The 21,344-nt window shown below is 69.7% G+C and carries 23 protein-coding genes; 8 read left to right on the top strand and 15 right to left on the bottom strand.

The window, feature by feature from the left end; translation table 11 throughout:
- Window positions 1–77: 77 nt before the first annotated feature.
- Both rfbB and rfbD read left to right on the top strand, forming a co-directional pair.
- Window positions 78–1,070, top strand: a complete 993-nt coding sequence (rfbB, locus tag EIZ44_RS37000; RefSeq protein WP_037815982.1) for a dTDP-glucose 4,6-dehydratase — start codon at window positions 78–80, stop codon at window positions 1,068–1,070.
- 28 nt (window positions 1,071–1,098) lie between these two features.
- Window positions 1,099–1,983 (top strand): dTDP-4-dehydrorhamnose reductase, encoded by an 885-nt coding sequence (gene rfbD / locus EIZ44_RS36995; RefSeq protein WP_134733789.1) that lies wholly within the window; start codon window positions 1,099–1,101, stop codon window positions 1,981–1,983.
- A gap of 319 nt (window positions 1,984–2,302) precedes the next feature.
- On the opposite strand, the gene EIZ44_RS36990 is transcribed toward rfbD, so the two are convergent.
- Genes EIZ44_RS36990 through EIZ44_RS36980 form a run of 3 tightly spaced genes read right to left on the bottom strand, consistent with a single transcriptional unit; the run spans window position 2,303 to window position 6,855 of the window.
- Window positions 2,303–3,388, bottom strand: a complete 1,086-nt coding sequence (locus EIZ44_RS36990) for a glycosyltransferase family 4 protein (protein ID WP_134668790.1) — start codon at window positions 3,386–3,388, stop codon at window positions 2,303–2,305.
- Window positions 3,381–5,894 carry a glycosyltransferase gene (locus tag EIZ44_RS36985; RefSeq protein ID WP_134733788.1) on the bottom strand — a complete coding sequence of 838 codons (2,514 nt, stop codon included), beginning with the start codon at window positions 5,892–5,894 and terminating at the stop codon, window positions 3,381–3,383. Before EIZ44_RS36985 ends, EIZ44_RS36990 begins: the two co-directional genes overlap by 8 nt.
- Window positions 5,895–5,925: 31 nt before the next feature.
- The gene (locus EIZ44_RS36980) at window positions 5,926–6,855 is read right to left on the bottom strand and encodes a glycosyltransferase family 2 protein (protein WP_134733787.1); all 930 of its coding nucleotides are present in this window, start codon (window positions 6,853–6,855) and stop codon (window positions 5,926–5,928) included.
- Window positions 6,856–6,873: 18 nt separating this feature from the next.
- Between EIZ44_RS36980 and EIZ44_RS36975 the strand changes: the two genes are divergently transcribed.
- Both EIZ44_RS36975 and EIZ44_RS36970 read left to right on the top strand, forming a co-directional pair.
- Window positions 6,874–7,959 (top strand): glycosyltransferase family 4 protein, encoded by a 1,086-nt coding sequence (locus EIZ44_RS36975; RefSeq protein WP_134668796.1) that lies wholly within the window; start codon window positions 6,874–6,876, stop codon window positions 7,957–7,959.
- A gap of 1,012 nt (window positions 7,960–8,971) precedes the next feature.
- Complete coding sequence (locus tag EIZ44_RS36970) at window positions 8,972–10,102, top strand: glycosyltransferase family 4 protein (protein WP_134733810.1); 1,131 nt, start codon at window positions 8,972–8,974, stop codon at window positions 10,100–10,102.
- Here the strand turns inward: EIZ44_RS36970 and EIZ44_RS36965 are convergent.
- From EIZ44_RS36965 to EIZ44_RS36955, 3 genes are read right to left on the bottom strand one after another with little or no spacing between them, the layout of a single operon-like run.
- Window positions 10,099–11,073: an amidohydrolase family protein gene (locus tag EIZ44_RS36965; protein ID WP_134733786.1), complete on the bottom strand. Its 975-nt coding sequence runs from the start codon at window positions 11,071–11,073 to the stop codon at window positions 10,099–10,101. The two genes, EIZ44_RS36970 and EIZ44_RS36965, sit on opposite strands and share 4 nt — an antisense overlap.
- A 41-nt stretch (window positions 11,074–11,114) precedes the next feature.
- A complete protein-coding gene (locus tag EIZ44_RS36960) occupies window positions 11,115–11,447 on the bottom strand; it encodes a hypothetical protein (protein WP_037815974.1) in 333 nt (110 codons plus the stop codon).
- A gap of 26 nt (window positions 11,448–11,473) precedes the next feature.
- On the bottom strand, window positions 11,474–12,103 hold the full coding sequence (locus tag EIZ44_RS36955; protein ID WP_037815973.1) for an SRPBCC family protein: 630 nt from the start codon (window positions 12,101–12,103) through the stop codon (window positions 11,474–11,476).
- A 121-nt stretch (window positions 12,104–12,224) separates the two neighbouring features.
- On the opposite strand from EIZ44_RS36955, the gene EIZ44_RS36950 reads away from it, so the two are divergent.
- Both EIZ44_RS36950 and EIZ44_RS36945 read left to right on the top strand, forming a co-directional pair.
- A complete protein-coding gene (locus EIZ44_RS36950) occupies window positions 12,225–12,881 on the top strand; it encodes a TetR/AcrR family transcriptional regulator (RefSeq protein ID WP_037815971.1) in 657 nt (218 codons plus the stop codon).
- A 50-nt stretch (window positions 12,882–12,931) separates the two neighbouring features.
- Window positions 12,932–13,795: a glycosyltransferase family 2 protein gene (locus tag EIZ44_RS36945; RefSeq protein WP_205673417.1), complete on the top strand. Its 864-nt coding sequence runs from the start codon at window positions 12,932–12,934 to the stop codon at window positions 13,793–13,795.
- A gap of 170 nt (window positions 13,796–13,965) precedes the next feature.
- On the opposite strand, the gene EIZ44_RS36940 is transcribed toward EIZ44_RS36945, so the two are convergent.
- Entirely contained in the window at window positions 13,966–14,442 is a 477-nt protein-coding gene (locus tag EIZ44_RS36940; RefSeq protein ID WP_134733784.1) for a hypothetical protein, read from the bottom strand.
- Window positions 14,443–14,582: 140 nt separating this feature from the next.
- Here EIZ44_RS36940 and manB point away from each other — a divergent pair, with 140 nt between their 5' ends.
- A complete protein-coding gene (manB, locus tag EIZ44_RS36935; RefSeq protein WP_037815969.1) occupies window positions 14,583–15,662 on the top strand; it encodes a mannose-1-phosphate guanylyltransferase in 1,080 nt (359 codons plus the stop codon).
- Window positions 15,662–16,555, top strand: a complete 894-nt coding sequence (locus EIZ44_RS36930) for a DNA-3-methyladenine glycosylase family protein (RefSeq protein WP_134733782.1) — start codon at window positions 15,662–15,664, stop codon at window positions 16,553–16,555. The genes manB and EIZ44_RS36930 overlap by 1 nt, the downstream gene beginning before the upstream one ends.
- A gap of 23 nt (window positions 16,556–16,578) precedes the next feature.
- Here EIZ44_RS36930 and EIZ44_RS36925 read toward each other — a convergent pair whose 3' ends face one another.
- From EIZ44_RS36925 to EIZ44_RS36890, 8 genes are read right to left on the bottom strand one after another with little or no spacing between them, the layout of a single operon-like run.
- Window positions 16,579–16,893 (bottom strand): hypothetical protein, encoded by a 315-nt coding sequence (locus EIZ44_RS36925; protein ID WP_134733780.1) that lies wholly within the window; start codon window positions 16,891–16,893, stop codon window positions 16,579–16,581.
- Between the two features lie 44 nt (window positions 16,894–16,937).
- Window positions 16,938–17,174 carry a hypothetical protein gene (locus EIZ44_RS36920; protein ID WP_134733778.1) on the bottom strand — a complete coding sequence of 79 codons (237 nt, stop codon included), beginning with the start codon at window positions 17,172–17,174 and terminating at the stop codon, window positions 16,938–16,940.
- A gap of 55 nt (window positions 17,175–17,229) precedes the next feature.
- On the bottom strand, window positions 17,230–17,583 hold the full coding sequence (locus tag EIZ44_RS36915; RefSeq protein ID WP_037815963.1) for a GntR family transcriptional regulator: 354 nt from the start codon (window positions 17,581–17,583) through the stop codon (window positions 17,230–17,232).
- The gene (locus EIZ44_RS36910) at window positions 17,580–17,726 is read right to left on the bottom strand and encodes an LPXTG cell wall anchor domain-containing protein (RefSeq protein ID WP_134733776.1); all 147 of its coding nucleotides are present in this window, start codon (window positions 17,724–17,726) and stop codon (window positions 17,580–17,582) included. The genes EIZ44_RS36915 and EIZ44_RS36910 overlap by 4 nt, the downstream gene beginning before the upstream one ends.
- Before the next feature lie 9 nt (window positions 17,727–17,735).
- On the bottom strand, window positions 17,736–18,263 hold the full coding sequence (locus tag EIZ44_RS36905; protein ID WP_134733774.1) for an NUDIX hydrolase: 528 nt from the start codon (window positions 18,261–18,263) through the stop codon (window positions 17,736–17,738).
- Entirely contained in the window at window positions 18,260–19,669 is a 1,410-nt protein-coding gene (locus EIZ44_RS36900; RefSeq protein WP_240691519.1) for a coenzyme F420-0:L-glutamate ligase, read from the bottom strand. Before EIZ44_RS36900 ends, EIZ44_RS36905 begins: the two co-directional genes overlap by 4 nt.
- Entirely contained in the window at window positions 19,605–20,597 is a 993-nt protein-coding gene (cofD, locus tag EIZ44_RS36895) for a 2-phospho-L-lactate transferase (RefSeq protein ID WP_134733770.1), read from the bottom strand. The genes EIZ44_RS36900 and cofD overlap by 65 nt, the downstream gene beginning before the upstream one ends.
- A complete protein-coding gene (locus EIZ44_RS36890; protein WP_037815958.1) occupies window positions 20,594–21,343 on the bottom strand; it encodes a GNAT family N-acetyltransferase in 750 nt (249 codons plus the stop codon). Before EIZ44_RS36890 ends, cofD begins: the two co-directional genes overlap by 4 nt.
- Window position 21,344: the final 1 nt, after the last annotated feature.

Raw genomic sequence — 21,344 nt, 5'->3', positions numbered from 1 at the left:
AACTCTACCGAGTCTCAGGTGAGCCACCCGTAGGCTGGTGGCGAGAGTGCCCGGTCGGGCGGAAGGGGTGGATGAGGATGCGGGTCCTGGTCACGGGCGGTGCTGGGTTCATCGGTTCGCATTACGTGCGGCAGGTGCTGTCGGGGGCGTATCCGACACTGTCCGACGCCGAGGTCGTGGTGCTCGACAAGCTCACCTACGCGGGCAGCGAGGCGAACCTCGCCCCGGTCGCCGACAGCCTGCGGCTGCGCTTCGTGCGCGGCGACATCTGCGACACCGCGCAGGTCGCCGAGCTGATGAACGGCATCGACCTGGTCGTGCACTTCGCTGCGGAGTCCCATGTGGACCGCTCGATCCTCGGCTCGGCGGACTTCGTGCTCACCAACGTGCTCGGCACGCAGACCTTGTTGCAGGCGGCGCTGGAGGCGCAGGTCGGGAAGTTCGTGCACGTCTCGACCGACGAGGTGTACGGGTCCATCCAGGACGGTTCGTGGTCGGAAGACCACGTACTGGAGCCGAATTCGCCGTACTCCGCCTCGAAGGCCTCGTCGGATCTGATCGCCCGCTCGTACTTCCGGACGCACGGTTTGCCGGTGTGCGTCACGCGGTGCTCGAACAACTACGGCCCGTACCAGTTCCCGGAAAAGGTCATCCCGCTGTTCGCGACGAACCTGCTGGACGGCAAGAAGGTCCCGCTGTACGGCGACGGCCTGAACGTCCGCGACTGGCTGCACGTGGACGACCACTGTCACGGAATCCAGCTGGTCGCCGACGGCGGCCGTCCCGGCGAGATCTACAACATCGGCGGCGGCACCGAACTGACCAACCGGGACCTGACCGAACGCCTGCTCGCCGCGGTCGGCGTCGGCTGGGAAATGGTCGAACCGGTGGCCGACCGCAAGGGCCACGACCGGCGGTACTCGGTCGACATCGCGAAGATCAGCGGCGAACTCGGTTACGCTCCGCGGGTGTCGTTCGAGGACGGTTTGGCGGAGACGGTGCGCTGGTATGCCGACAACCGCGCGTGGTGGGAGCCGCTGAAGGCCCGCGCCGCGCTCGGCACGTCCTGAAACCCTTTTCGCAGTAGGAGGTACGCCGGTGCGGCTGGCAGTGCTCGTGCCCGGCGGTTCTGGCCAGCTAGGCCGGGACCTGGTGAATTCCGCGGGCCCGGAAACGGAGGTGCTGGCGCCTTCGTCGGCGGAGCTGGACATCACGGCAACCGGCCAGGTGATCGCCGCCGTGGGAGAACTGGCAGAGCGCGCTTCGGCGGCAGGTGCGGTGCCGGTCGTGATCAACGCCGCGGCTTACACGGCGGTTGACGCAGCGGAGTCGGATGAGGCTAGAGCGTTCGCGGTGAACGTCGACGGACCACGGGTACTGGCAGCGGCTTGCACTTCACGGCGAGTGCCGTTGATTCACATCTCTACGGATTATGTATTCCCTGGGGATGGAGATCGGCCGTACGAGGTGGATGACGCTTTGGGGCCCAAGAATGCCTATGGACGGACTAAGGCCGCAGGGGAGGACGCCGTACTCGGGTCAGGAGCGTCGGCCTGGGTAGTGCGGACGAGCTGGGTTTATGGGAAGACCGGAGCCAACTTCGTAGAGACAATCCGGCGGCTGGAATCGGAACGAGACCAGCTGTCGGTGGTAGATGACCAGGTAGGCGCACCGACCTGGTCAGCTGATCTCGCCCAGGGCCTCTGGGAACTGGCAGGAGCGATCGCCGAGGGACGCGGACCTGAAGGAAAGGTCCTGCACTGCACCGGCAGCGGAGAGACGTCGTGGTACGGATTCGCCAGGGCGATCTTCGAAGAAATCGGAGCGAACCCCGAACGAGTAAAGCCGTGCACCACCGAAGAATTCCCCCGCCCAGCACCCCGCCCCGCTTATTCTTTGCTCTCCAACGCGTCTTGGCGAGACGCAGGACTTACCCCACTGAGGGATTGGCGCGAGGCTTTAAACAGCTACATCCACGCCTAAAGAGGAGAAAGGCCCAGCCCCCTCCCTGCGCCCCGAACCGTCAGCACAATTGGGCTTCGGGGCCTTTCTCCGGGCGGGTTTTCTTTTCCGGCTTCGCCGGTTCTTTTTCACCGGCTTCGCCGGTTCTTCCCGGCTTCGCCGGATTCTCGGCTTGTGGCCCCCCACCCCGATCCTTTAATTGTCACTACGGTCTGAGGTGCTTGTCAAGGCTGGAAAGAGTACCTTGACAAGCACCTCAGACCGCGTGCTTGGCGGGGATCGGGGATGCGGGGGTCTGGGTGGTGCCCCTGTTATGCGTTGATGCTGCGGTTTAAAGCTTTTACGCTTCGGTTGCCTGGCGGTATGCGTTTAAGGTGCGTAGTGCGGTGTTGTGCCAGGTGAAGCTTGCCGCGTGAGTTCTGCGGGCGGTGGAGGTGGCTAGGCCGTGGGGGTCTGTTACGGCTTGGCGCAAGGCTTCTGCGAGGCCGTCTACGTCGTCGTACGGGACTAGGGTTGCGCAGTCTCCTGCTACCTCGCGCAGGGCCGGGATGTCGGTGCAGACGACTGGGACATCCGAGGCCATTGCTTCCAGGACCGGCAAGCCGAAGCCTTCATCCCTCGACGGGAGAACCAATGCTGCGGCGCCAGCCACGACCGTGCGGAGGTCCACATCGGACAGATAGCCGGTCTGTCCTGACCTCGGCAACCTGGGGAATGGGCCGGGGCCAGCGAAGACCAGCGGTGGCAGGTCTGGGGCGGCGGCGTGGGCGGCGGCTAGCCAGTCGAGACCCTTGCGTGGTCCGGCGGCGCCGGCGAACAGCAAATACTTCTCTGGCAACCGTAGCTTCGCTCGCACTCCGTCGTCCGGCGGGCGGGCGGTGAACCAGGCTGGGTTCACGCCTAGCGGGGTGGCGATGATCTTCGATCGATCGACATCCAGTTTCTCCGCGACGGAATCCGCGACGGCCTCGGTGGGGGTGCAGATGACATTCGCCCGGTGGGCGCCGCGTCGGACCAATTCCGGGAGGGTTCGGTCGGAGTGGGCGAGTTCCTGGGGGGCGTCGATGAAAGCCAGGTCGTGGATCGTCAGTACTGCTGCGGCACGGAGGCGGCCGGGGAGGACGAAGTTCGTGCCGTGGACTACATCGGTTGGTCCGGCGAAAAGTTCGACGGGGGGTAGCTGGGTGCGTAGCCAGGTGGCTCGCAGCAGCCTTGCGGAGACTGGCATTCCGCGTGCCTGAACGCCGTGCGGCAAGACATGCCGCAGTTTCCGCCAGCCCCGCAGAGTGAACGCGACTGCACGAAGGTCCACTTCGGACATCGAAGCGAGCTCTTCGCTCAACGCGGCGGTATACCGGCCAATGCCCGTCCGGGAACCGAGCAGGGGGGTGCCGTCTAGCAGGACACGCAGCGGACGGTCAGCCACGGCGCAACCGCTCCCGCGCTACCTTCGTGACCCGTCCTGCTGCTCGCTTCGCCAGTTCGCTCGGGCCGCCAGCGGCGAGATATTCCCGTACCAGAGCCAAATCCCGCCGTACCATCGCGGTGCCGCGGACCGGGTCGCTGACGGTGAGGTCGGCGCCGCCGGGCAACCGGTCCGCGGCGGGGCGCGGGTTGCGGCAGAACTCCACCAGGGGTTTCAGCGCTTCCGGCCAGGCGTAGCGCTGCGCGACTACTCGGATCCGTTCGACGCACGCGTCGGCGAATTCCCGGTCGTACAACGACTTTTCCAGAGCGTCTGCCAACGCGCCCGCGTCTTCGGCGGGGACGACGACGCCGAGACCCTCCGCGCGGACGAGGTCGGCGAATGCGTCACCGTCGGTCGTCACGATCGGCAAACCGGCCCACAGGTAGTCGAGAACCCGGGTGCGGAAAGCGAAAGTCGTCTCGACGTGTTCGTAATGCGTGGTGACACCGCAATCGGCGTCGAGAAGCCAGTTCTGGCGGTCCGAATACGGGACCCATTGTTCGTTGAAGAAAACGTTCTTGTCCGTGAGGCCCAGCGAATCCGCCAACCGCACGGTCCGCGCGCCGATGTCCATTTCGGCGACCTCGGGGTTCGGGTGCTTCATGCCGAGGAACACCAGACGGGCGTCGTCGCGGCGGTGGCGGAGGAGGCCGAAGGCGCGGATCAGGGTCAGCGGGTCGAACCAGCTGTAGACGCCGCCTGCCCACAAAACGACCCGGTCGGATTCGCCGATGCCGAGAGCGGAACGCAGACCCGGGCCGGTGCGCGTCGGGGCTTGCGGGGAGAGCCCGAACGGGACGACGGCGAGCAGGGACTGGGTGGTCGGGTCGGCGTCGTAGAGGCGCGGGGACAGGCGGCCGAGCGCGGCGAGGTGGCCCAGCCAGAAGTGGCGCTGGCGTTCGGAGGCGCAGAGGAAGAAATCGGCGCGTTCGAGCTGGGCGTCGAGGACGCGGGTGACGCCGGCCAGGTCGAGCGCGCGCTGGTCGTCGGGAGCGTCCTTGCCCTGTTCCAGCAGCTCCAGGTGCATCGGGTCGTACACGTCGGCGACCACGATCTTGTGCTCGTGCTGCTTCTTCAGCGACGGCGCCAGCTCCAGCACGTGCCCCTGAAGGATCACGACGTCCGCCCATTCGATCGGGCCGTCGAGGTCGCGGTGCTTGCCCGAGCTGACCTGGAAGGCCGCCGGCGGGGGCGAGACCAGCGGGTTGGTGGTCATGAGGTGCACGTCGTGCTCGGCGGACAGCGTCGAGGCGATGTTCCACGCCCGGATCGCCGGGCCGGCCATGCGCTCGGTGATCGAATCGCCGGTCAGCACGAGGATCTTGCGGCGCTGGCCGAACACGTCCTTGATGCCGAACGCTTCGACGAGGATTTCGTGTGCGCGAAGGTAATCCGGCAGCGGGTACGCGGGCTCAAGTGCCTTGCGCAGCAACGGAAGCAGGTCCGCGTCGGTACGCACGCGCGCGGCCTGCTCGACTGCGCGGGACTCCGCCAGCGACGGCATCATCTCCACGAATCGGTCCACTGCCAGCACTCCGGCGAGCGTGGTGCGTGGGACCGCGACCTCCGAGGTGTCGACGGGGCCGACGCCCTTTTCCAGATCAAGCTGGTCCGGGTTGATGCCGCCGCGTGCGGTCGCCCGGCGGACGGCCAGCGCGAGGGCCGCGGGAAGAGCGCGAGCCAGGGATTCGTCGGAGAGGTTCTTGTACAGCGCGGCCAGTGCGTTGCGTTCCAGCAGGAACGTCTCGCGGCCGGTGTCGGGCGCGTCGACGGCTGCCATGGTGCCGTGGTGGCGGTGGTAGGTGAGCGATTCCGGCACGTAGCGGACGCGCCAGCCGCGCAGGTTGAGCCGCCAGCCGAGGTCGACATCCTCGTAGAACATGAAGAAACGCTCGTCGAAACCGCCGAGTTCGGCGAACACCGACGCGCGCACGAACAGCGCCGAGCCGGTGCCGAAGAGGACGTCCTTGGCGACGTCGTGCTCGGCCTCGGGCACGTCCGCGATCGGGCTGCCGGCGTGGCGCTTGTAGCCCATGCCGAACCAAGTCAGACCCGCGTCCACGAAGTCGGTGCCGGTGCCGTCCCAGTCGAGGACCTTGCTCGCCACCGCGGCGACGGTCGGCTGCGCGCGCAGTTCGGCGACGGCCGCGGAGACCCACGCCGGAGCGGGGCGGGCGTCGTTGTTGAGGAAGCCGAGGACGGTGCCGTTCGCGTGCTTCGCGCCCAGATTGCAGCCGCCGGCGAACCCGGTGTTGACCGGCGATTCGATGAGCCGCACGTCGGGCACCTCGGCGCGGATGCGGGCCGCGTCGTCGCCGCCGGAAGCGTTGTCGACGCAGATCAGCTCGACATTCGCGTAATCCAGGTCGGTTCGCAGCGCCCGCAGGCAGGTGATGGTGTCGTCGGCGCCGCGGTAATTCACCACGATCACCGAGACGAGCGGTTGCGGGTCCCCCACTGCCAAGACGAGCTCCTCCGTCGAATTTCCGCCCAGCTTAAAGGCCAGCCCAGGCATCCCAGATCGCGCCTCGGCCCAGCGCCGAGATCCGGCTGACGCGACCGCGTTCCCGCAGCGTGCGGGGGAGCCGGAAGACGATCTCCGCCAGTACCCGCAGCCGCAGCGCGGGGTCGAAGTTCGCCGCGTCCGGACGGCGCCGGCGCAGCGGAAGCAGCGCGGTGATCGCGGCGAAGCGGGCCAATTCCCGGATCGCGACTTTCGTAGGGGCGCAGCGCAGCAGCATGAGCAGGCGGTTGCGTTCGTTCCAGCGGTGAAATTGCGGTGAACCGGGCTTCGTGCTGGCTCCGTGCAGGTGCTGGACCCGCGCTTTCGGCGCGGCGACGACGTGCCAGCCGGCCAGCCGCAGCCGCCACGCGGTGTCGGTGTCCTCGTAGTAACAGAAGAAGCTCGCCGGGACGCCGCCGACCGCGCGCACGGCGTCGGTGCGCAGCAGCGCGGCGCCGCCGCAGAAGCCGAAGACCTCGTCGCTGGGCTCGGTGAGGTCGGCGCCGTGGCCGTCGGCGGTGAGCCGGACGCCGGTCGACTGGGTGCTGCCGTCGGTCAGTTCGAGCCGGGACGTGACGGCGGCGGCGAGCGGCTGGCTGTCGAGGGTGTCTTCGAGGTTGGCGAGCCAGTCCGGTTCAGGGGCGGCGTCGTCGTTGAGCCAGGCGACGCGAGGGGTGCCGATGCGGTCGAGCGCGTGGGCCATCGCACCGGCGTAACCGGTGTTGCGACGCAGCCGGAGGACCTCCGGACGGCTCGGGTGCTCGGCCAGAATCGTTGCGGTGCCGTCGGTTGAGGCGTTGTCCACCACGAGTGTCCGATGTGGACGGTCCTGGGCGGCGAGCGCGTCGAGGCACGCGGCGAGGTGGGCTTCCCCACGCCAGGTCACCACGACGACGGTGGTGCCGGATTCCGCGCTGGTCACCTGGGAGAGAATAGCGGCGTGCCCGAACTGGTCGTGATCGCCGAGCAACTGCTCGCCCCCGTTCCGGGTGGCACCGGCCGGTACACCGCCGAACTGCTGCCCGCGCTCGCCCGCACCGCGCCGCCCGGCTGGACCGTGTCCAGCGTGGTCGCGCGGCACGCGGACGTCTCCGCGGCGCAGGTCGAGGGGGTCGAGGGACCGCGCGTGCTGCCGCTGCCGCCGAGGGCGCTGGTCGCGCTGTGGCAACTGGGCCTGCGCTGGTGGCCGGGCGGTGACGCGGTGCACGCGCCGACCCCGTTCGCGCCGCCCCGTGCCCCGGCTGGGCGAACGCTGACCGTCACCGTGCATGACACGGTGCCGTGGACGCATCCGGAGACCCTGACCGCACGCGGCGTCAGCTGGCACCGGTCGATGATCGCGCGGGCGGCGCGGCGGTCGTCCGGGCTGATCGTGCCGACCCGGGCGGTTGCCGACGAGCTGGCGGTGCTGCTGGACGTGGACGTCCCGGTGCGGGTCGTGCCGCACGGGGTGACCGTGCCGGAGGGGTCCGCCCAGCTTGACCTGCCGTCGCGGTACGTGCTGGCGGTCGGGACGATCGAACCGCGCAAGGGCATGGACGTGCTGGTCGACGCGGTGGCGCAACTCGACGGCACGGACGAGGTCGGCGACGTCGGCCTGGTGCTCGCCGGCCAGCCCGGCTGGGGCGGCATCGACCCGGTGCGGCTGGCGGCCGACCGCGGCCTGAAATCGGTGCGGGTCCTGGGGAAGGTGACCGACGCCCAGTTGGCGACCGCGATGCGCGGCGCGAGCGTGCTGGCGATGCCGAGCCTCGCCGAAGGCTTCGGACTGCCGCTGCTGGAAGCGATGGCGATCGGGGTCCCGGTGGTGCACACGGACGTCCCGGCCCTGGTAGAGGTCTCCGGCGGGGCCGGGCTGGTGGTGCCGCGCGGGGATGCGGACGCGCTGGCGTGGGCGCTGAAAGAGGTGCTGCTGTCGCCGGACAAGGCTGCGGAGCTGTCGAAGCTGGGGCGGGAGCGGGCCCGGACGTTCACTTGGCGAGCGGCGGCTGAGGCGGTGTGGGCGGCTCATCGGCGGGCTAGCTGACGGCTGGTTTGTAGCGGGGTGGCGAGTGCGGCTGCGGCGGGCTGGCTGACGGCTGGTTTGTAGCGGGGTGGCGAGTGCGGCTGCGGCGGGCTGGCTGACGGCTGGTTTGTAGCGGGGTGGCGAGTGCGGCTGCGGCGGGCTGGCTGACGGCTGGTTTGTAGCGGGGTGGCGAGTGCGGCTGCGGCGGCTGGCTGCGGTCGGCGGCGAGTGGGTTCTGACGGCTGCGTCGGCGGTCGGGCTGGCTGACGGCTGGCGGGCTTGCGGCGGGTCGGCAATTGGGCTTTGGCGACTGCGGCGGCGAGCGGCTGGTTTGTAGCGGGAGCGGCGACTGCGGTTGCGTCGGCGGGCGGGCTGCTGTCGGGCTGCTGTGGGGGCTTTGGTGGGCGGGTTGCGGTCGGGGCTTCGGCGGCTGCACCGGCGGCCGTTTGGGTAGCGGCTGGGCAATGGTGGCTGTAGCAGCGGCTTGGCGGGCTGGGCATCGGCGGCCGGGCAGATGGGGCGGGCTGCGGTTGGGCTCAGGGTTGCGGTCGGGCATTGGCGGTTTGGCGGGCCGGGCAGATCGGGCAGGCTGCGGTCGGGTTCGGGTAGCGGCTGGGCATCGGCGGCCGGACTGGCGGCGCGCTCGTCAGCGGAGTCGGCTGTCGGGCTTTGGCGGCTGCACCGGCGGTCGGGGCTGGCCTCTGGCGGCCGGGCTGAGGGGTTCGGGAGGCGGTCGGGTGCTCGCGAAGGTTCCGGTGCTGGTCGAACCGGGGCGGTCGGGCTGGCAGCGCCGCGGCTGCCGAGGGGCGGCGGGGCTGTCGAAGCTCGGCAGGGAGCAGGCGCAGGTGTTCGCGGGGCGCTGCGGCGTCGGCAGTCGTCAGGCTGCCATCGGCCTAACACGGTCGGGTGAACCCGGACGGGTGAGTGCAGGTGGGCGAGGGTGGTGGCGCCTGGAGTCGGCGGCAGTTTGCCGGTTCCTGACCTGTGCGGTGGGTGATCGCCGTACGCTGCACTCGTGACCGGTGATCCCCGTGTGCTGATCGACGCGACCGCGGTGCCCGCGGATCGGGGTGGGGTCGGCCGATACGTGGACTCGCTCGTCGGTGCGCTCGATCAGGACGGGGCGCGGCTGACGGTGGTCTGCCAGCCTCGTGACCTGCCGCTTTACAGTCAGCTCGCGCCTGGTTCCCGGATTGTCGCCGCGTCGCCCGCGACCTCTACGCGCACTGCCCGGCTGACCTGGGAGCAAGCCACCTTGCCCCGGCTCGTGCGCCGGCTCGCTGCGGACGTCGTGCACTCTCCGCACTACACGATGCCGCTCGCCAGCGGGGCCGCTTCGGTGGTCACGCTGCACGACGCGACGTTCTTCACCGACGCGGTCCTCCACTCGTCGGTCAAGGCCCGGTTCTTCCGTGCATGGACCGCTACCGCGCTGCGGCGGGCGACACTCTGCGTAGTTCCCAGTCACGCGACAGCGGTAGAGCTGGCGCGGGTGAGCCCGGTTCGGCACGCGGAGTTGGAGATCATCCATCACGGCGTCGACAGCGAACGGTTCCACCCGCCGTCCCCGGAGGAGATCGCGGCGGCGCGGAAGGCGGTCGGGCTCGGCTCGACGCCGTACATCGCGTTCCTCGGGGCGCTCGAACCGCGGAAAAACGTGCCCGCGCTGATCCGCGGTTACGCCCGCGCGGTCGCTGGGCAGCGAGACGCGCCGGCGCTCGTGCTCGCCGGGCAGCCTGGCTGGGACACCCAGGTGGAGCGCGCGCTGGACGCGGTGCCGCACCGGCTTCGGGTGATCCGCGCGGGGTATCTGCCGTTCGGGACGCTCGCCGGATTCCTCGGCGGCGCGGAACTCGTGGCGTACCCGAGCCTCGGCGAAGGCTTCGGGCTTCCGGTGCTCGAAGCGATGGCCTGCGGAGCCGCGGTACTGACCACGCGCCGCCTCTCCCTGCCGGAAGTCGGCGGCGACGCGGTCGCGTACTGCGGTGTCGGTGCGGGCGATGTCGCCGCGGCGTTGACGGAATTGCTGGCCGATCCGTCGCGTCGCTCAGTACTCGCTTCCGCGGCGCAGCGGCGCGCCAAGGAATTCTCGTGGACGACAACGGCGGATCGGCACCGCGAGGCTTACGGAAAAGCCTGGCATCAGCATTTGCGCAATCGTTAACGGAGACCGTAAAGGGCTTCCGCGTTGGCGTGCGCGATCTTTTCCCGGTCTTCCTCGTCGGGTAAATTCTGCAGGAATTCCGCGACAGCTGTGGATTGGACCCGGTGGAATGGATAATCGCCGGAAAGCAAGATCCGATCGGTGCCGGTGTATTCGAGAGCATTGCGCAGCATTCGCGGGACGAGCATTCCGCTGGTCGCCAGGTGAATGTTGGTGCGGAAATACTCGGAGACGCGACGTTCGAGATGCGTGGCCGTGTGCGACAGGCTGTCGATGCGGTCCAGTGCGAACAGGACCACCTCGCCCCAGTGGCCGAGGACGACTTGGAGATCCGGGTGGCGGTCGAAGGTTCCGCGCAGGATCAGCCGGATGACGGCGAGCCCGGCCTCGTAGTGCCAGCCGAGGCCGTACGTGGCCAGTCCGAGGTCGAGTTCCGGGCCGAAACCGCTGTAGGAAGCCTGGCGGACGGACTCCACCGGGATCTGCGGGTGGACGAAAACCGGCCTGCCGAGCGCGGCGGCCGCGCCGAGCAGTTCGTCGTACGCGGGATCGTCGAGCGGGCGGTCGCCGCTGCGGCCGTACGACATGATCCCGACGTGCGCCGGATCCTTCGCGGTCCGCTGCAGTTCGGCGAGTGCTGCGTCCGGATCGGACATCGGCAGCGTCGTCATGGCGCGGAAGCGGTCGGGATGCTTCGCGACGGCCTCGCTGATCAGGTCGTTCGCCTCGCGGCTCAGCTCGATGCCCTGCGGGGCCGGGCATCCGTGCGTTCCCGGCGGCGCGATCGAGAGGAGCTGGACGTCGATGCCCGCCTCGTCCATCCACGCGACGCGCTGGTCGCCGATGTCGAGCAGGCGCTCGGCGAGATCGCCGCGGTCGTTGTGCGCGATGCTCGGGTCGCCGGATTCGGTGCGCAGCATCCGGTCGATGCCGGAGGTGGTCCAGTGCTCCTCGATGGCGACGGTTTTCATCGGCCCCCTCTTTACGGCTGGTGGTTTCGAGGTTACCAGTTTCAGTTAACGGCACCGGGGCGTTTGCGGACGTGGTGGGCGATGGCGACCGCGACTCCGCTCGCGACGAAGAATGCCGTGACCGCCGGATTCATCGATTTAGACAAACTCGGCGCGCTTTCCGGACTTAACGCCCAAAGTGCGAGCACTCCGAGATAGACCGCGGCCAATCCGGCGGACCACCAGCGCAGCGCGCGCGGCTGGGAATTGCGCAGGCTGGAGACGAGAAGCGCGATCAACGGAATACCGGAGAGCAACGCGAACTGCCCGAGGACGAGAGCCGGGACGGACCAGGCGGTGATCAGGACAGGCAGCGAGGCGCGGGACACGGGCATGACGATTCTCCTTCGCGGGTAAGGGTTCAGCGGTGGCAGTGAGCTTCGGCGGCGGTCTTCAGATCGGCGAGCCAGAGGTCCAGTCCCGGAGCCAGGTACTTGATCGCGGTGGCCGGGTCGGCCTCGATCTGCTGGCCGGTCCAGCTTTCTTCGGTGCGGACGAGGACTCCGCCGCGCACCGGGACGAAGTTCCAGACGTGCGTGCCCTTGTCGATCCGCAGGCCCTGGCCGATCGCCGGGCCGGACCAGCGGATGCACTGGCCGGGTTTGACCTGGTGGACGGTCGACGTGATGACCAGCGTGGTGGCCGGGGTCGACGGCGTGGGCGGAGCGGGTGTGGTCCAGCGGAACCGCGAACCGGGGTGCAGGCGGCCGGGGTCGAGGCGCTTCATGCTCATGACCGGCTTTTGCCAGCGCGGCCAGCTTTCGACGCTGGTGTGCAGTCGCCACACGGTGCTCAGCGGGGCCTTGATGAAGGTCTCCGCGCGGTGGTGGAGGTGGGCGGTCGGGTCGATGCCTTTTCCTTGGCAGGTCAGGGAACTCGGGTGCGGGGCGGCGGCTTGGGCGGGTGCGGCGCCGAGCAGTCCAGCGGCGATCGGAAGGGCCAGCAGTGCGGCGCGCAGGCGCGGCTTGAGGTTCGACAAGGTGAACTCCATTAGTGAGAGTTAATAGACTTAACTTCAGTTAAGACCGTACAAGCTCGCAACCGTGAACGTCAATAGCGGGCGTGAAGGGGCTTAACTACACTGAGCGGAGAGGAACGAAGGGGAACAGCCGATGGCCGAACAGGCACCACGGGAGCGCTACCGCGAACAGGTGCGCGAGGAGATCAAGCAGCACGCGCGGCAGCAGATCGCCGAGGCGGGGCTGCCCGCGCTGTCGCTGACCGCGATCGCCAAGCAGATGGGCATGACCGTGCCCGCGCTGTACCGGTACTACCGCGGCCGGGACGAGCTGATCACCGCGCTGATCCGGGACGCGTTCCGGAGCCTCGCCGACACCGTCCGCGCGGCGGCGGATTCCGGGGCGGACCTGCTGGCACTGGCGCACGTCATCCGGGACTGGGCCAAGGCCGATCCGCAGCGCTACTTCCTCATCTACGGCACGCCGGTGCCCGGCTACCACGCGCCGCCGGACACGACGGCGATCTCCAACGAGGTCATGGAAGTCCTGATCGAGGCGAACGCGGCACTGGGCGAACCGGAGTCGGCGACGACGTTCCACGTGCACCTCGAAACCCATCGCGAGTGGGTGGACAGCGACACCGCCGGCACCGGCGCGGTGCGGCGCGCGCTGTCCTTCTGGACCCGCCTGCACGGGGTCCTGTCGCTCGAACTGGCCGGCCACTTCACCGGGATGAAATTCGACCCGGGCCTGCTGATCGACGACGAACTGGCGGAGCTGAAAGGCGGTCCGGGGAATCACTGCGGGTGACCGGGTCGGTGGGCTGACGTAGCCGTCCGTGAGCAGTGGACAATGGCGCCGTGACTGAGCAGCGCACGTATGGTGACCGCGTCGGCGTCGTGACCGTGACCTACTTCTCCGGCGAAACGCTCGAGAAGTTCCTCGACACGCTCGACAAGGCGACGGACCGCGAAGTGCACGTCGTGGTCGCCGACAACGCGTCCACCGACGGCGCTCCGGAAAAGGCCGCCGAGCGCGAGAACGTGACGCTCGTCAGCATCGGCGAGAACGTCGGCTACGGAACGGCCGCCAACCGCGGCGTCGCGGCGCTCGACGACAGCTACGGCTGGGTCGTCGTGGTCAACCCGGACCTCGAATGGGAGCCGGGCTCGCTCGACGCGCTGATCGAGGTCGCTGGGCGCTGGCCGCGCGGGGCCGCGTTCGGGCCGTTGATCCACGACCTCGACGGAACCGTCTACCCGTCCGCGCGGCTGCTGCCGTCGTTCGGACGCGGGATCGGGCACGCGGTGTTCGGCAAGGTCTGGCCGGGCAACCCGTGGACTCGCGAATACCGCCAGGAAAACGCCGCGCCGGTCGAGCGCACGTCCGGCTGGCTGTCCGGCTCCTGCCAGCTCTTCCGGCGCGAGGCGTTCGACTCCGTCGGCGGCTTCGACACCCGCTACTTCATGTACTTCGAGGACGTCGACCTCGGCGACCGGCTCGCGAAGGCGGGCTGGCAGAACGTCTACGCGCCGTCGTCGAGCGTGATGCACATCGGCGGCCACTCGACCGCGCGCGCGTCGGCGAAGATGCTGCGCGCCCACCACGCGAGCGCCTACCGCTACCTCGCCGACCGGCACCAGGGGCTGCTGTGGAAGCCGGTGCTGGCCGCGGTGAAGCTCGGGCTGGCGCTGCGGGTGAAGCTGGAGACCCGGAAGGGCTGACGGTCCGCAAAGGACGCCCGGGCAACCGGCGTGCCCCCGGGATCGTCCAGATGCTCAGCCGCCGCAACACTTTGCGGTCGTAAAGATCGCTCGCGGGAGACGCGACCTCCCGAACGGGAAGTCTCCCCGGGCAATCCGGGCAGCCCGGGCCCGGGGAGACCCCGCGAGGATCACAGCCCGTCGAGCCGCCGGGACAGGTTGGACCGTCCGCTGTTCTGCTTGATCGTGGGGACCAGGCCGGTCATTTCCTCCTCGGCCGGATCCTTCAGCGGGCTCGCCACCGGCTTCGCCTGCGGGCGCGGGACCAGCGGCGTCGTCTGCGGAGCGGCCGGGCTCGGCACCGTCGGCTGCGGAGCGGTGTTCTGCGCGCCGGGGATTTCGAGCGGCCGCGTCGGCGTCGGCTGGGCCAGCGGATGCGGCGACGGCTGGGTGCGCGTGCCCGCTGCCAGCGGATGGTCGTTCTCTTCGATCAGCGACGCGGGCAGCTGCGTCGTCGTGTCGGGATCCAGCCCGGAGACCACCGCGGCGGAGATCTGCTGAGTGCTGGAGGAATCCATCGGAGACGTCATGTTGTCCGGCGTCACCACGAAGGCGCCGCGGGATCGTGCGCGTGCGAGCAATGCGTCCGCGCGATCGCGGGGGTCCATTCCCCTCGGCCTCCCGACTGACCCGGGGCCTCTAGGGAAAGGCCCGCCTGTTTCCTGTCTAGGGTAGGCCCTCGGGGCCCGCGCCGCCCACGTTTCCCGCGGCTTGTCGCTCAGCGGTGCGTGATACAAAGGAGATTTCTGTGACGTCCGAGGTCGAGGTCGACGCCGTCGTACTGGTCGGCGGCCAGGGCACGCGGCTGCGCCCGCTCACGCTGTCCGCGCCGAAGCCGATGCTGCCGACGGCGGGCACGCCCTATCTGAGCCACCTGTTCTCCCGCATCCGCGCGGCCGGGATCCGGCATGTGGTGCTCGGCACGTCGTACCGGGCCGAGGTGTTCGAGGAGTACTTCGGCGACGGGTCCGCGCACGGTCTGGAGATCGAGTACGTGGTGGAGGAGGAGCCGCTCGACACCGGCGGCGCCATCCGCAACGTCTACGACCGGCTGCGCGCCGACCACGCGATCGTCTTCAACGGCGACATCCTCTCCGGCGCCGACCTGCACGCCCAGCTGCGCACCCACCTCGACTCCGGCGCGGACGTGACCCTGCACCTCCAGCGCGTCCCGGACCCGAGCCGCTTCGGTTCGGTGCCGACCGACTCCGACGGCCGGGTCACCGCCTTCCTGGAGAAGACGCCGAACCCGCCGACCGACCAGATCAACGCCGGCTGCTACGTCTTCCGCCGTCCGGTGATCGAGACCATCCCGGCCGGGCGGCGGGTGTCGGTCGAACGCGAGACGTTCCCCGGGCTCCTCGAAAATGGAGCGCATCTGCACGGATTTGTTGATTCTTCGTACTGGCTCGACGTCGGTACTCCCGAAGCGTTCGTGCGCGGCAGCGCCGATCTGGTCCGCGGCGTCGCGCCGACTTCCGCGCTGGCCGGGCCGACCGGCGATTTTCTGGCGCTGGACGGGGCTTCTGTCTTTACCGGAGCGAAGCTCACCGACGGCACGACGATCGGCGCGCGGGCTGTCGTCGGGAAGGGCGCGACGGTGTCCGGTTCGGTCGTGTTCGACGACGCGGTGATCGGCCCGGACGCGATTGTCGAGAACTCGGTGCTGGGCCGCGGAGCGCAGGTCGGCGAGGGCGCGGTGCTGCGCGGCGTGGTGCTCGGCGACGGCGCGTCGGTGGGGGCTCGCTGCGAACTGCTTGACGGCGTGCGGATCTGGCCCGGCGTTTCGGTGCCGGACGGCGGCATCCGGTTTTCGAGCGACGCGTGATGGAGTGGCGTCCGGGGTTTCCGGTGGATCTGGCGCAGGTGCTGGGTCCGCTGAGCCGTGGGCGCGGGTCGCTGAACTTCCGGCGCGACCGCGGCGTCTGGTGGCTGGCCGCGAACACGCCCGGCGGCAAGGGAACGCTCGCGCTGCTGCACCGGCCGGACGGCGTCGTCGAGGCCGAGGCTTGGGGCGAGGGCGCGGATTTCCTGCTCGCCGGCGTGCCCGCGCTGCTCGGCGCGGACGATGACGACACCGGATTCGTCGCGCACCACGACGTGATCGCCGCCGCCCGCCGCGACACGCCCGGGCTGCGGCTCGGCTCGACCGGGCGGGTGTGGGACGCGCTGGTGCTGGCGATCCTCGAGCAGAAGGTGAGCGGCAAGGAAGCGATCCGGTCGTGGGCGGAGCTGTGCCGATGGTTCGGCACGCGCGCCCCCGGCCCCGGCCCGGACTTCCTGCGGGTGCCGCCGGACCCGGTCGCCATTCGGTCCATTGTGGACTGGAACTGGCACAAGATCGGGGTGGATGTGAAGCGCCGCTCGGCCTTGATCGAGGCGGCCCGGGTCGCTCCGCGGCTCGAAGAAGCGGTGCAGTTGCGCGGGGTTGAGGGACGCGCGTGGCTGCGGAAGGTGCGGGGCATCGGAGTGTGGACGGCGGCGGAGATCGCCCAGCGCGCGTGGGGCGACCCGGACGCGGTCAGCTTCGGCGACTACAACATCCCGGCGGTGGTCGGGCACACGCTGCTCGGGCGGGAGATCGACGACGAGGAGATGGCGCAGGTGCTCGCCCCGTACGCGCCGCAGCGACAGCGGGCGATCCGGTATCTGGGAGCGGCCGGAGCTCGGCGGCCGCGGTTCGGGCCGCGGATTGAGCTGCGGGATTACCGGGCGATGTGAGTGCCTGACCGGCGTGCCGCGGTCTACTGACCGGGGCTTTGCGGCGGGTACGGATACTGCGGGTTCTGCGGCGGGACACCGGGCTGCGGCGGGTACTGGGCGCCGGGCTGCGGCGGATACTGCGGGCCGGGCTGCGGATAGCCGGGGTAGTTCTGGACGGGGTAGCCCTGCTGCGGTCCCGGCGGGGGATAGCTCTGGCCGGGTGGCGGATAGCCCTGCTGCGGCGGGAAGTAGCCCGGCGGCGGGCCTTGCTTCTTTTTGGCCGAAGCGCGCACGATCGCGAATACCACGCCTGCTATCAGCAGCAGGATGATGAGATGCCACGGTTGTACAGCCATGAAGACCCTCCCCTGGTCAAGGCTTTGCCGCAGGACGAAGCGGGTCAGCCCTGCGGATTCTGCGGCGGATATTGCTGCGGCGGGTACTGCTGCGGAGGACCAGGCTGCGGCGGGTACTGGCCCTGCGGCTGCTGACCATACGGCGCACCGGGCCCCTGCTGTCCCGGGTACTGCCCAGGCCCGGCCTGCGGCGGCTGCTTAGGCCGTCCCACCGCGAATTTCAAGACCAGGATGAGGATCAGCAGCAGGATCAGCACGACCGGCAGGACGAATTTCAGCATGAGGTTCCCATCGGGTCGGGCAAGGACAAAACCAGATGCTAATTCCTCGCCGCGATCAACGCAGGGCCGCCGCCGCGATCGCCACGCCTTGTTCGGCCGACAAGCCCAACCCTCGGATCACCTCGGCGTACGTGGCCGCGGCGGCTTGGGCTCGGGACAGCGTCTCGTCGCCGGTCGCGCCGACGAAAGTGCCTGCCCTGCCTCGGGTTTCCAGCAGACCGGCTTCCTCGAGTTCCCGGTACGCACGCGCGACAGTGTTCGGCGCGATGCCCAGTTCCGCGGCCAACCCGCGCACCGTCGGGAGCTTGGTGCCGACCGCCAGGGTGCCGTCGTTGATCTGGTTCGCCAGCGAGGTCCGGACCTGTTCGAACGGCGGGACAGCCGAGGCCGGGTCGTAGCTGATGCTCATTGTTGCCGCCGTTTCCGTCGGATGCTGACCACAATGCCCAGCGCCAGCAGCGCGAACGCTACCGCGAAGCCGATCAGCACCACCCATCCGCTGATGGCCGCGCCGGTGTCGCCCGGGTGCAGGTGCGGTCGCGCCAGGTCCATGCGTCCAGGTTAACGGGCCGCGGCGATCAATTCGGCCAGATCTTCCGAACCCGCGGGCAGTGCGTCGACCGGCCACCAGCGCAGGTCGTCGGATTCCTCGCTGCGCACGGGTTCCGCGCCGGGCGGGGCGTGCACGACGTACCGGACGTCGAAATGCCGGGTCGGGACGCCAAGCGAGCAGGTGATCGGGTGGACGTCCAGGTGCACCGGCGTTTCCCCGATCACCAGGCCGCTCATGCCGGATTCCTCGGTCGCCTCGCGCAGCGCGGCTTCGGCCAGCGACGCGTCGGACGGTTCGCAATGCCCGCCGAGTTGCAGCCAGCGGCCGACGCGCGGGTGCAGGGTCAGCAGGACCTGCGTGCCGGTCGAGTCGAGGACCACCGCGGACGCGGTCAGGTGCCCGGCTTCGCAGGAGCGCTGGCAAGTGTCCGAACGCGACGCCAGGAAACCGAGAAACGCTTGCCGCAGCGACTCTTGTGCCGGTTCGGAGGGCTTCCATTCGGTCAGCGCGGCGACCGCGGAGTCGTGCAGGGTCATCGTTCGATCAGCCAATCGCCGGTGGAAAGCGGTCCGCGCGGGGGAGCGGGTTCGGCCGGGTGCCCGATGGCGACCGCGCCGAGCGGGTGCCACTGGTCGGTCAGGTCCAAAGTGGACCGGACCAGGTCGGCGGCGAAAATGGTCGAGCCGATCCAGCACGAGCCGAGGTCTTCGGCGGCCAGCGCGACCAGCAGGCCCTGCACCGCGGCACCGGCGGCGACGGTGAACATGGTGCGCTCGTGGCGGTTTCGCCGGTCGTCGCGGTAAGTGTGCGCGCCTTCGGGCAGCAGGAACGGGATCACCAGTTCCGGCGCGCGATAAAGAATGTCGCCGCGGGAAAGGCGTTTCGCGATCTGCTCGGGCGTGAAGCCGTCGCTGGTCAGGTCGGCTTCCCAGGACGCGCGCATCGCGTCGAGGAGTTCGCGGCGCAGGCCTTCGTCGCGCAGCCAGATGAACCGCACAGGGTGCGTGTGGTGCGGCGCGGGCGCGGTGAGCGCGGACGCGACCGCGCGACGCATGGCTTCGGGGTCGACCGGCTCGTCGCTGAAGTGCCGGACGGAACGCCGGTGCGGTACCGCTTCCCGGCGGCCCTGCGCGATGGATTCGTTGGTGCCCAAGCGAAAGAGGTCGGTTTCGCCCGGGCGGATCAGGTCCCGCGCGGTGGATCCGTCGTCGTGGATCTGCAGACCGCGTACGACCGCGACCGGCAATCCGCCGAGCTTGCCCTTCACCAGGTCCGCCGCGGCGGCGATCTCGTCCGCGATCGCGATTTCCGTAACGGCCAGCTCGTTTCCCTGCGAATCGACCTGACCGGCGTACCCGTGCAGCACGCGCAGGCCGGACGCGCCGATCGCGGCGTCGGTCTGGCCGACTCGCCAGGCCCGGCCCATGGTGTCGGTGACGACCACGGCCACCTCCACGCCCAGCCGCTCGCGCAAACCGTTGCGCAGAGCCAAAGCGGACGCGTCCGGGTCCGCGGGCAGCAACGCCACCTCGTCGCCGCGCACGTTCGACGCGTCGATCCCGGACGCCGCCTGCACGATGCCCAGGTTGTTCTCGGTGATCAGCGTGCGCGCGATCCGGGCGACCACCCGCACCGATTCTTCCTCGATCAGCTTCCGCCGGGCCGCGTCGCGCGCCTCGGGGTCGCTCGGCACGCGCACCAAGCGGCCCTCGATCTTCGAGAACGCCTTGCTGGTCACCACGACCACGTCGCCGGACCGCAGCCACGGCGCGGCGGACACGATCGCGCCGGTCAGGTCGTCGCCGGGACGGAACTCCGGCAGCCCGGGAACCGGCAGGATCTCGATCTTCTGGGAAGCGTGGTCAAGCTGTGTTGCATCAGACACTGGAGACTCCAGCCACGTCGAGCGCCGCGCGGACCATGTCCGCCGTCGCGTCCACATCGGACATCAGCAGCGGCACCGCGCGCACGTCCACGCCGGGCACCGTGGCCTCGTGATCCTCCGGCGCGACGAGCCAGCCGTCGAGCACGCCGCCTTCCGAACGCGCTCCGTAGTGGCGGCCGACCGCCTCCGCGGAGGTCTCCACGCCGATCGCGGTGAGGCACGCGTCGGCCATGCCGCGCAACGCTTTCCCGCCGATGATCGGCGACACCCCGACGACCTTGGCGCGAGTTTTCCGCAGTGCGTCGCGCACGCCGGGCACCCCGAGCGTCGTGCCGACCGACACGACCGGGTTCGACGGCGCGAACAGCACGACGTCCGCCTCGGCCAGCGCTTCGAGCACCCCCGGACCGGGCTTCGCCTCGTCATTGCCGACCGCCACGATCGAATGTGCGGGCACGCCGGCCCGGTAACGCACCCACCACTCCTGGAAGTGCACGGCCTTCTGCTGCTCCGGCTGGTCCGGATCGTCGATCACGACGTGCGTTTCGACCCGGTCGTCCGACATCGGCAGCAGGCGCACGCCGGGCTGCCAGCGATCGCACAGCGCCTCGGTGACCTGGGACAGCGGATAGCCCGCGCGCAGCATCCGCGACCGGATGAGGTGGGTCGCGATGTCCTTGTCGCCGAGCCCGAACCAGGTCGGCTCCGCGCCGTAGGCGGCGAGTTCCTCCTTCACCGTCCAGGTCTCGCCCGCGTGGCCCCAGCCGCGTTCGGTGTCGATGCCGCCGCCGAGGGTGTACATGCAGGTGTCGAGATCCGGGCAGATGCGCAGGCCGTGCATCCACACGTCGTCGCCGGTGTTCACCAGCGCGGTGATCTCGTGCGGGGACTCGCCCGCGCCGATCGCGGGAAGTCCGAGTGCGGTTTTGACCCCGAGCAGGAAGCGGGCGCCGCCCACCCCGCCTACCAGTACGACGATCTTCACGACTGGCGATCCTCGCACGTCCGCGGCGCCGGGCCCCAGTACCGGTACCTGTGGTGCTCCGAACAGCCCAGCGCGGAATACAACGCGAGCGCGCCGGCGTTGCCCACCGCCACTTGCAGGACCCACTTGTCGGCGCCGTGCGCGCGGCCCCAGTCGGCGAGCGCGTGCAGCACCGTGGTGGCCAGACCGCGGCGGCGAAACTCCGGAGCGACCGCGAGACGGGCGACGTGGAGCCAGTCGTCGACGACGGCCCCGCGCACCGCCCCGGCGGTGACCCCGTCGGCCAGCACGACGCCGTAACCGACCTTTCCGGTGGTCACGACGTGCCGCTGGGCGGAACCCGGCTCGGTGGTGTTCTCGGCCAATTCCCACCATTCCGGCGTCGCCTGGTCGAGGACCTCAGCGTCGGGCGAAGGACCGGACGGCAGCGGACCGGTGAGCACCGACACCCGGTACCCGGCGGCGTGCTCGACCTGCTCGCGCCAGCCCGCGGCGGCCACCGCGCGCTCCAGTTCGCTGTCTTCCAGCACCTGAACCGCGGGCGGAATGCCGCGAGCGTGGGCGAAGTCACATACGGCCGCGAGCGCGTCCGGGACCGGGCAGCCGGGGTCGCCGACCGCGAGTGTGCTGTTCGCGCGCCCGGTGAAGCCGTCCGCCCAGCGCAGAGTCCATTCTCCGAGCGGCTCCTCGACCACCGCCTGCCACGCTTTCGCACACACGATTTCGAGCTTTTCCCGGGAGTTCACG

The sequence above is a fragment of the Amycolatopsis nivea genome (genome assembly GCF_004522235.1).
Taxonomy (GTDB): domain Bacteria; phylum Actinomycetota; class Actinomycetes; order Mycobacteriales; family Pseudonocardiaceae; genus Amycolatopsis; species Amycolatopsis nivea.
The sequence above is the reverse complement of the archived record's forward strand: the minus strand, read 5'-3'. Positions and strand labels throughout refer to the sequence as shown.

Excerpts from the sequence above, each read along its gene's own strand:
- EIZ44_RS36905 (WP_134733774.1), bottom strand. The coding sequence starts at position 18,263 with ATGACCCTGCACGACTCCGCGGTCGCCGCGCTGACCGAATGGAAGCCC.
- EIZ44_RS36955 (WP_037815973.1), bottom strand. The coding sequence starts at position 12,103 with ATGGAGTTCACCTTGTCGAACCTCAAGCCGCGCCTGCGCGCCGCACTG.
- rfbB (WP_037815982.1), top strand. The coding sequence starts at position 78 with ATGCGGGTCCTGGTCACGGGCGGTGCTGGGTTCATCGGTTCGCATTAC.
- EIZ44_RS36910 (WP_134733776.1), bottom strand. The coding sequence starts at position 17,726 with ATGGACCTGGCGCGACCGCACCTGCACCCGGGCGACACCGGCGCGGCC.
- EIZ44_RS36960 (WP_037815974.1), bottom strand. The coding sequence starts at position 11,447 with ATGCCCGTGTCCCGCGCCTCGCTGCCTGTCCTGATCACCGCCTGGTCC.
- EIZ44_RS36930 (WP_134733782.1), top strand. The coding sequence starts at position 15,662 with ATGGAGTGGCGTCCGGGGTTTCCGGTGGATCTGGCGCAGGTGCTGGGT.
- EIZ44_RS36950 (WP_037815971.1), top strand. The coding sequence starts at position 12,225 with ATGGCCGAACAGGCACCACGGGAGCGCTACCGCGAACAGGTGCGCGAG.
- EIZ44_RS36965 (WP_134733786.1), bottom strand. The coding sequence starts at position 11,073 with ATGAAAACCGTCGCCATCGAGGAGCACTGGACCACCTCCGGCATCGAC.
- EIZ44_RS36920 (WP_134733778.1), bottom strand. The coding sequence starts at position 17,174 with ATGCTGAAATTCGTCCTGCCGGTCGTGCTGATCCTGCTGCTGATCCTC.
- EIZ44_RS36940 (WP_134733784.1), bottom strand. The coding sequence starts at position 14,442 with ATGGACCCCCGCGATCGCGCGGACGCATTGCTCGCACGCGCACGATCC.
- EIZ44_RS36925 (WP_134733780.1), bottom strand. The coding sequence starts at position 16,893 with ATGGCTGTACAACCGTGGCATCTCATCATCCTGCTGCTGATAGCAGGC.
- EIZ44_RS36915 (WP_037815963.1), bottom strand. The coding sequence starts at position 17,583 with ATGAGCATCAGCTACGACCCGGCCTCGGCTGTCCCGCCGTTCGAACAG.
- EIZ44_RS36900 (WP_240691519.1), bottom strand. The coding sequence starts at position 19,669 with ATGTGGACGCGACGGCGGACATGGTCCGCGCGGCGCTCGACGTGGCTG.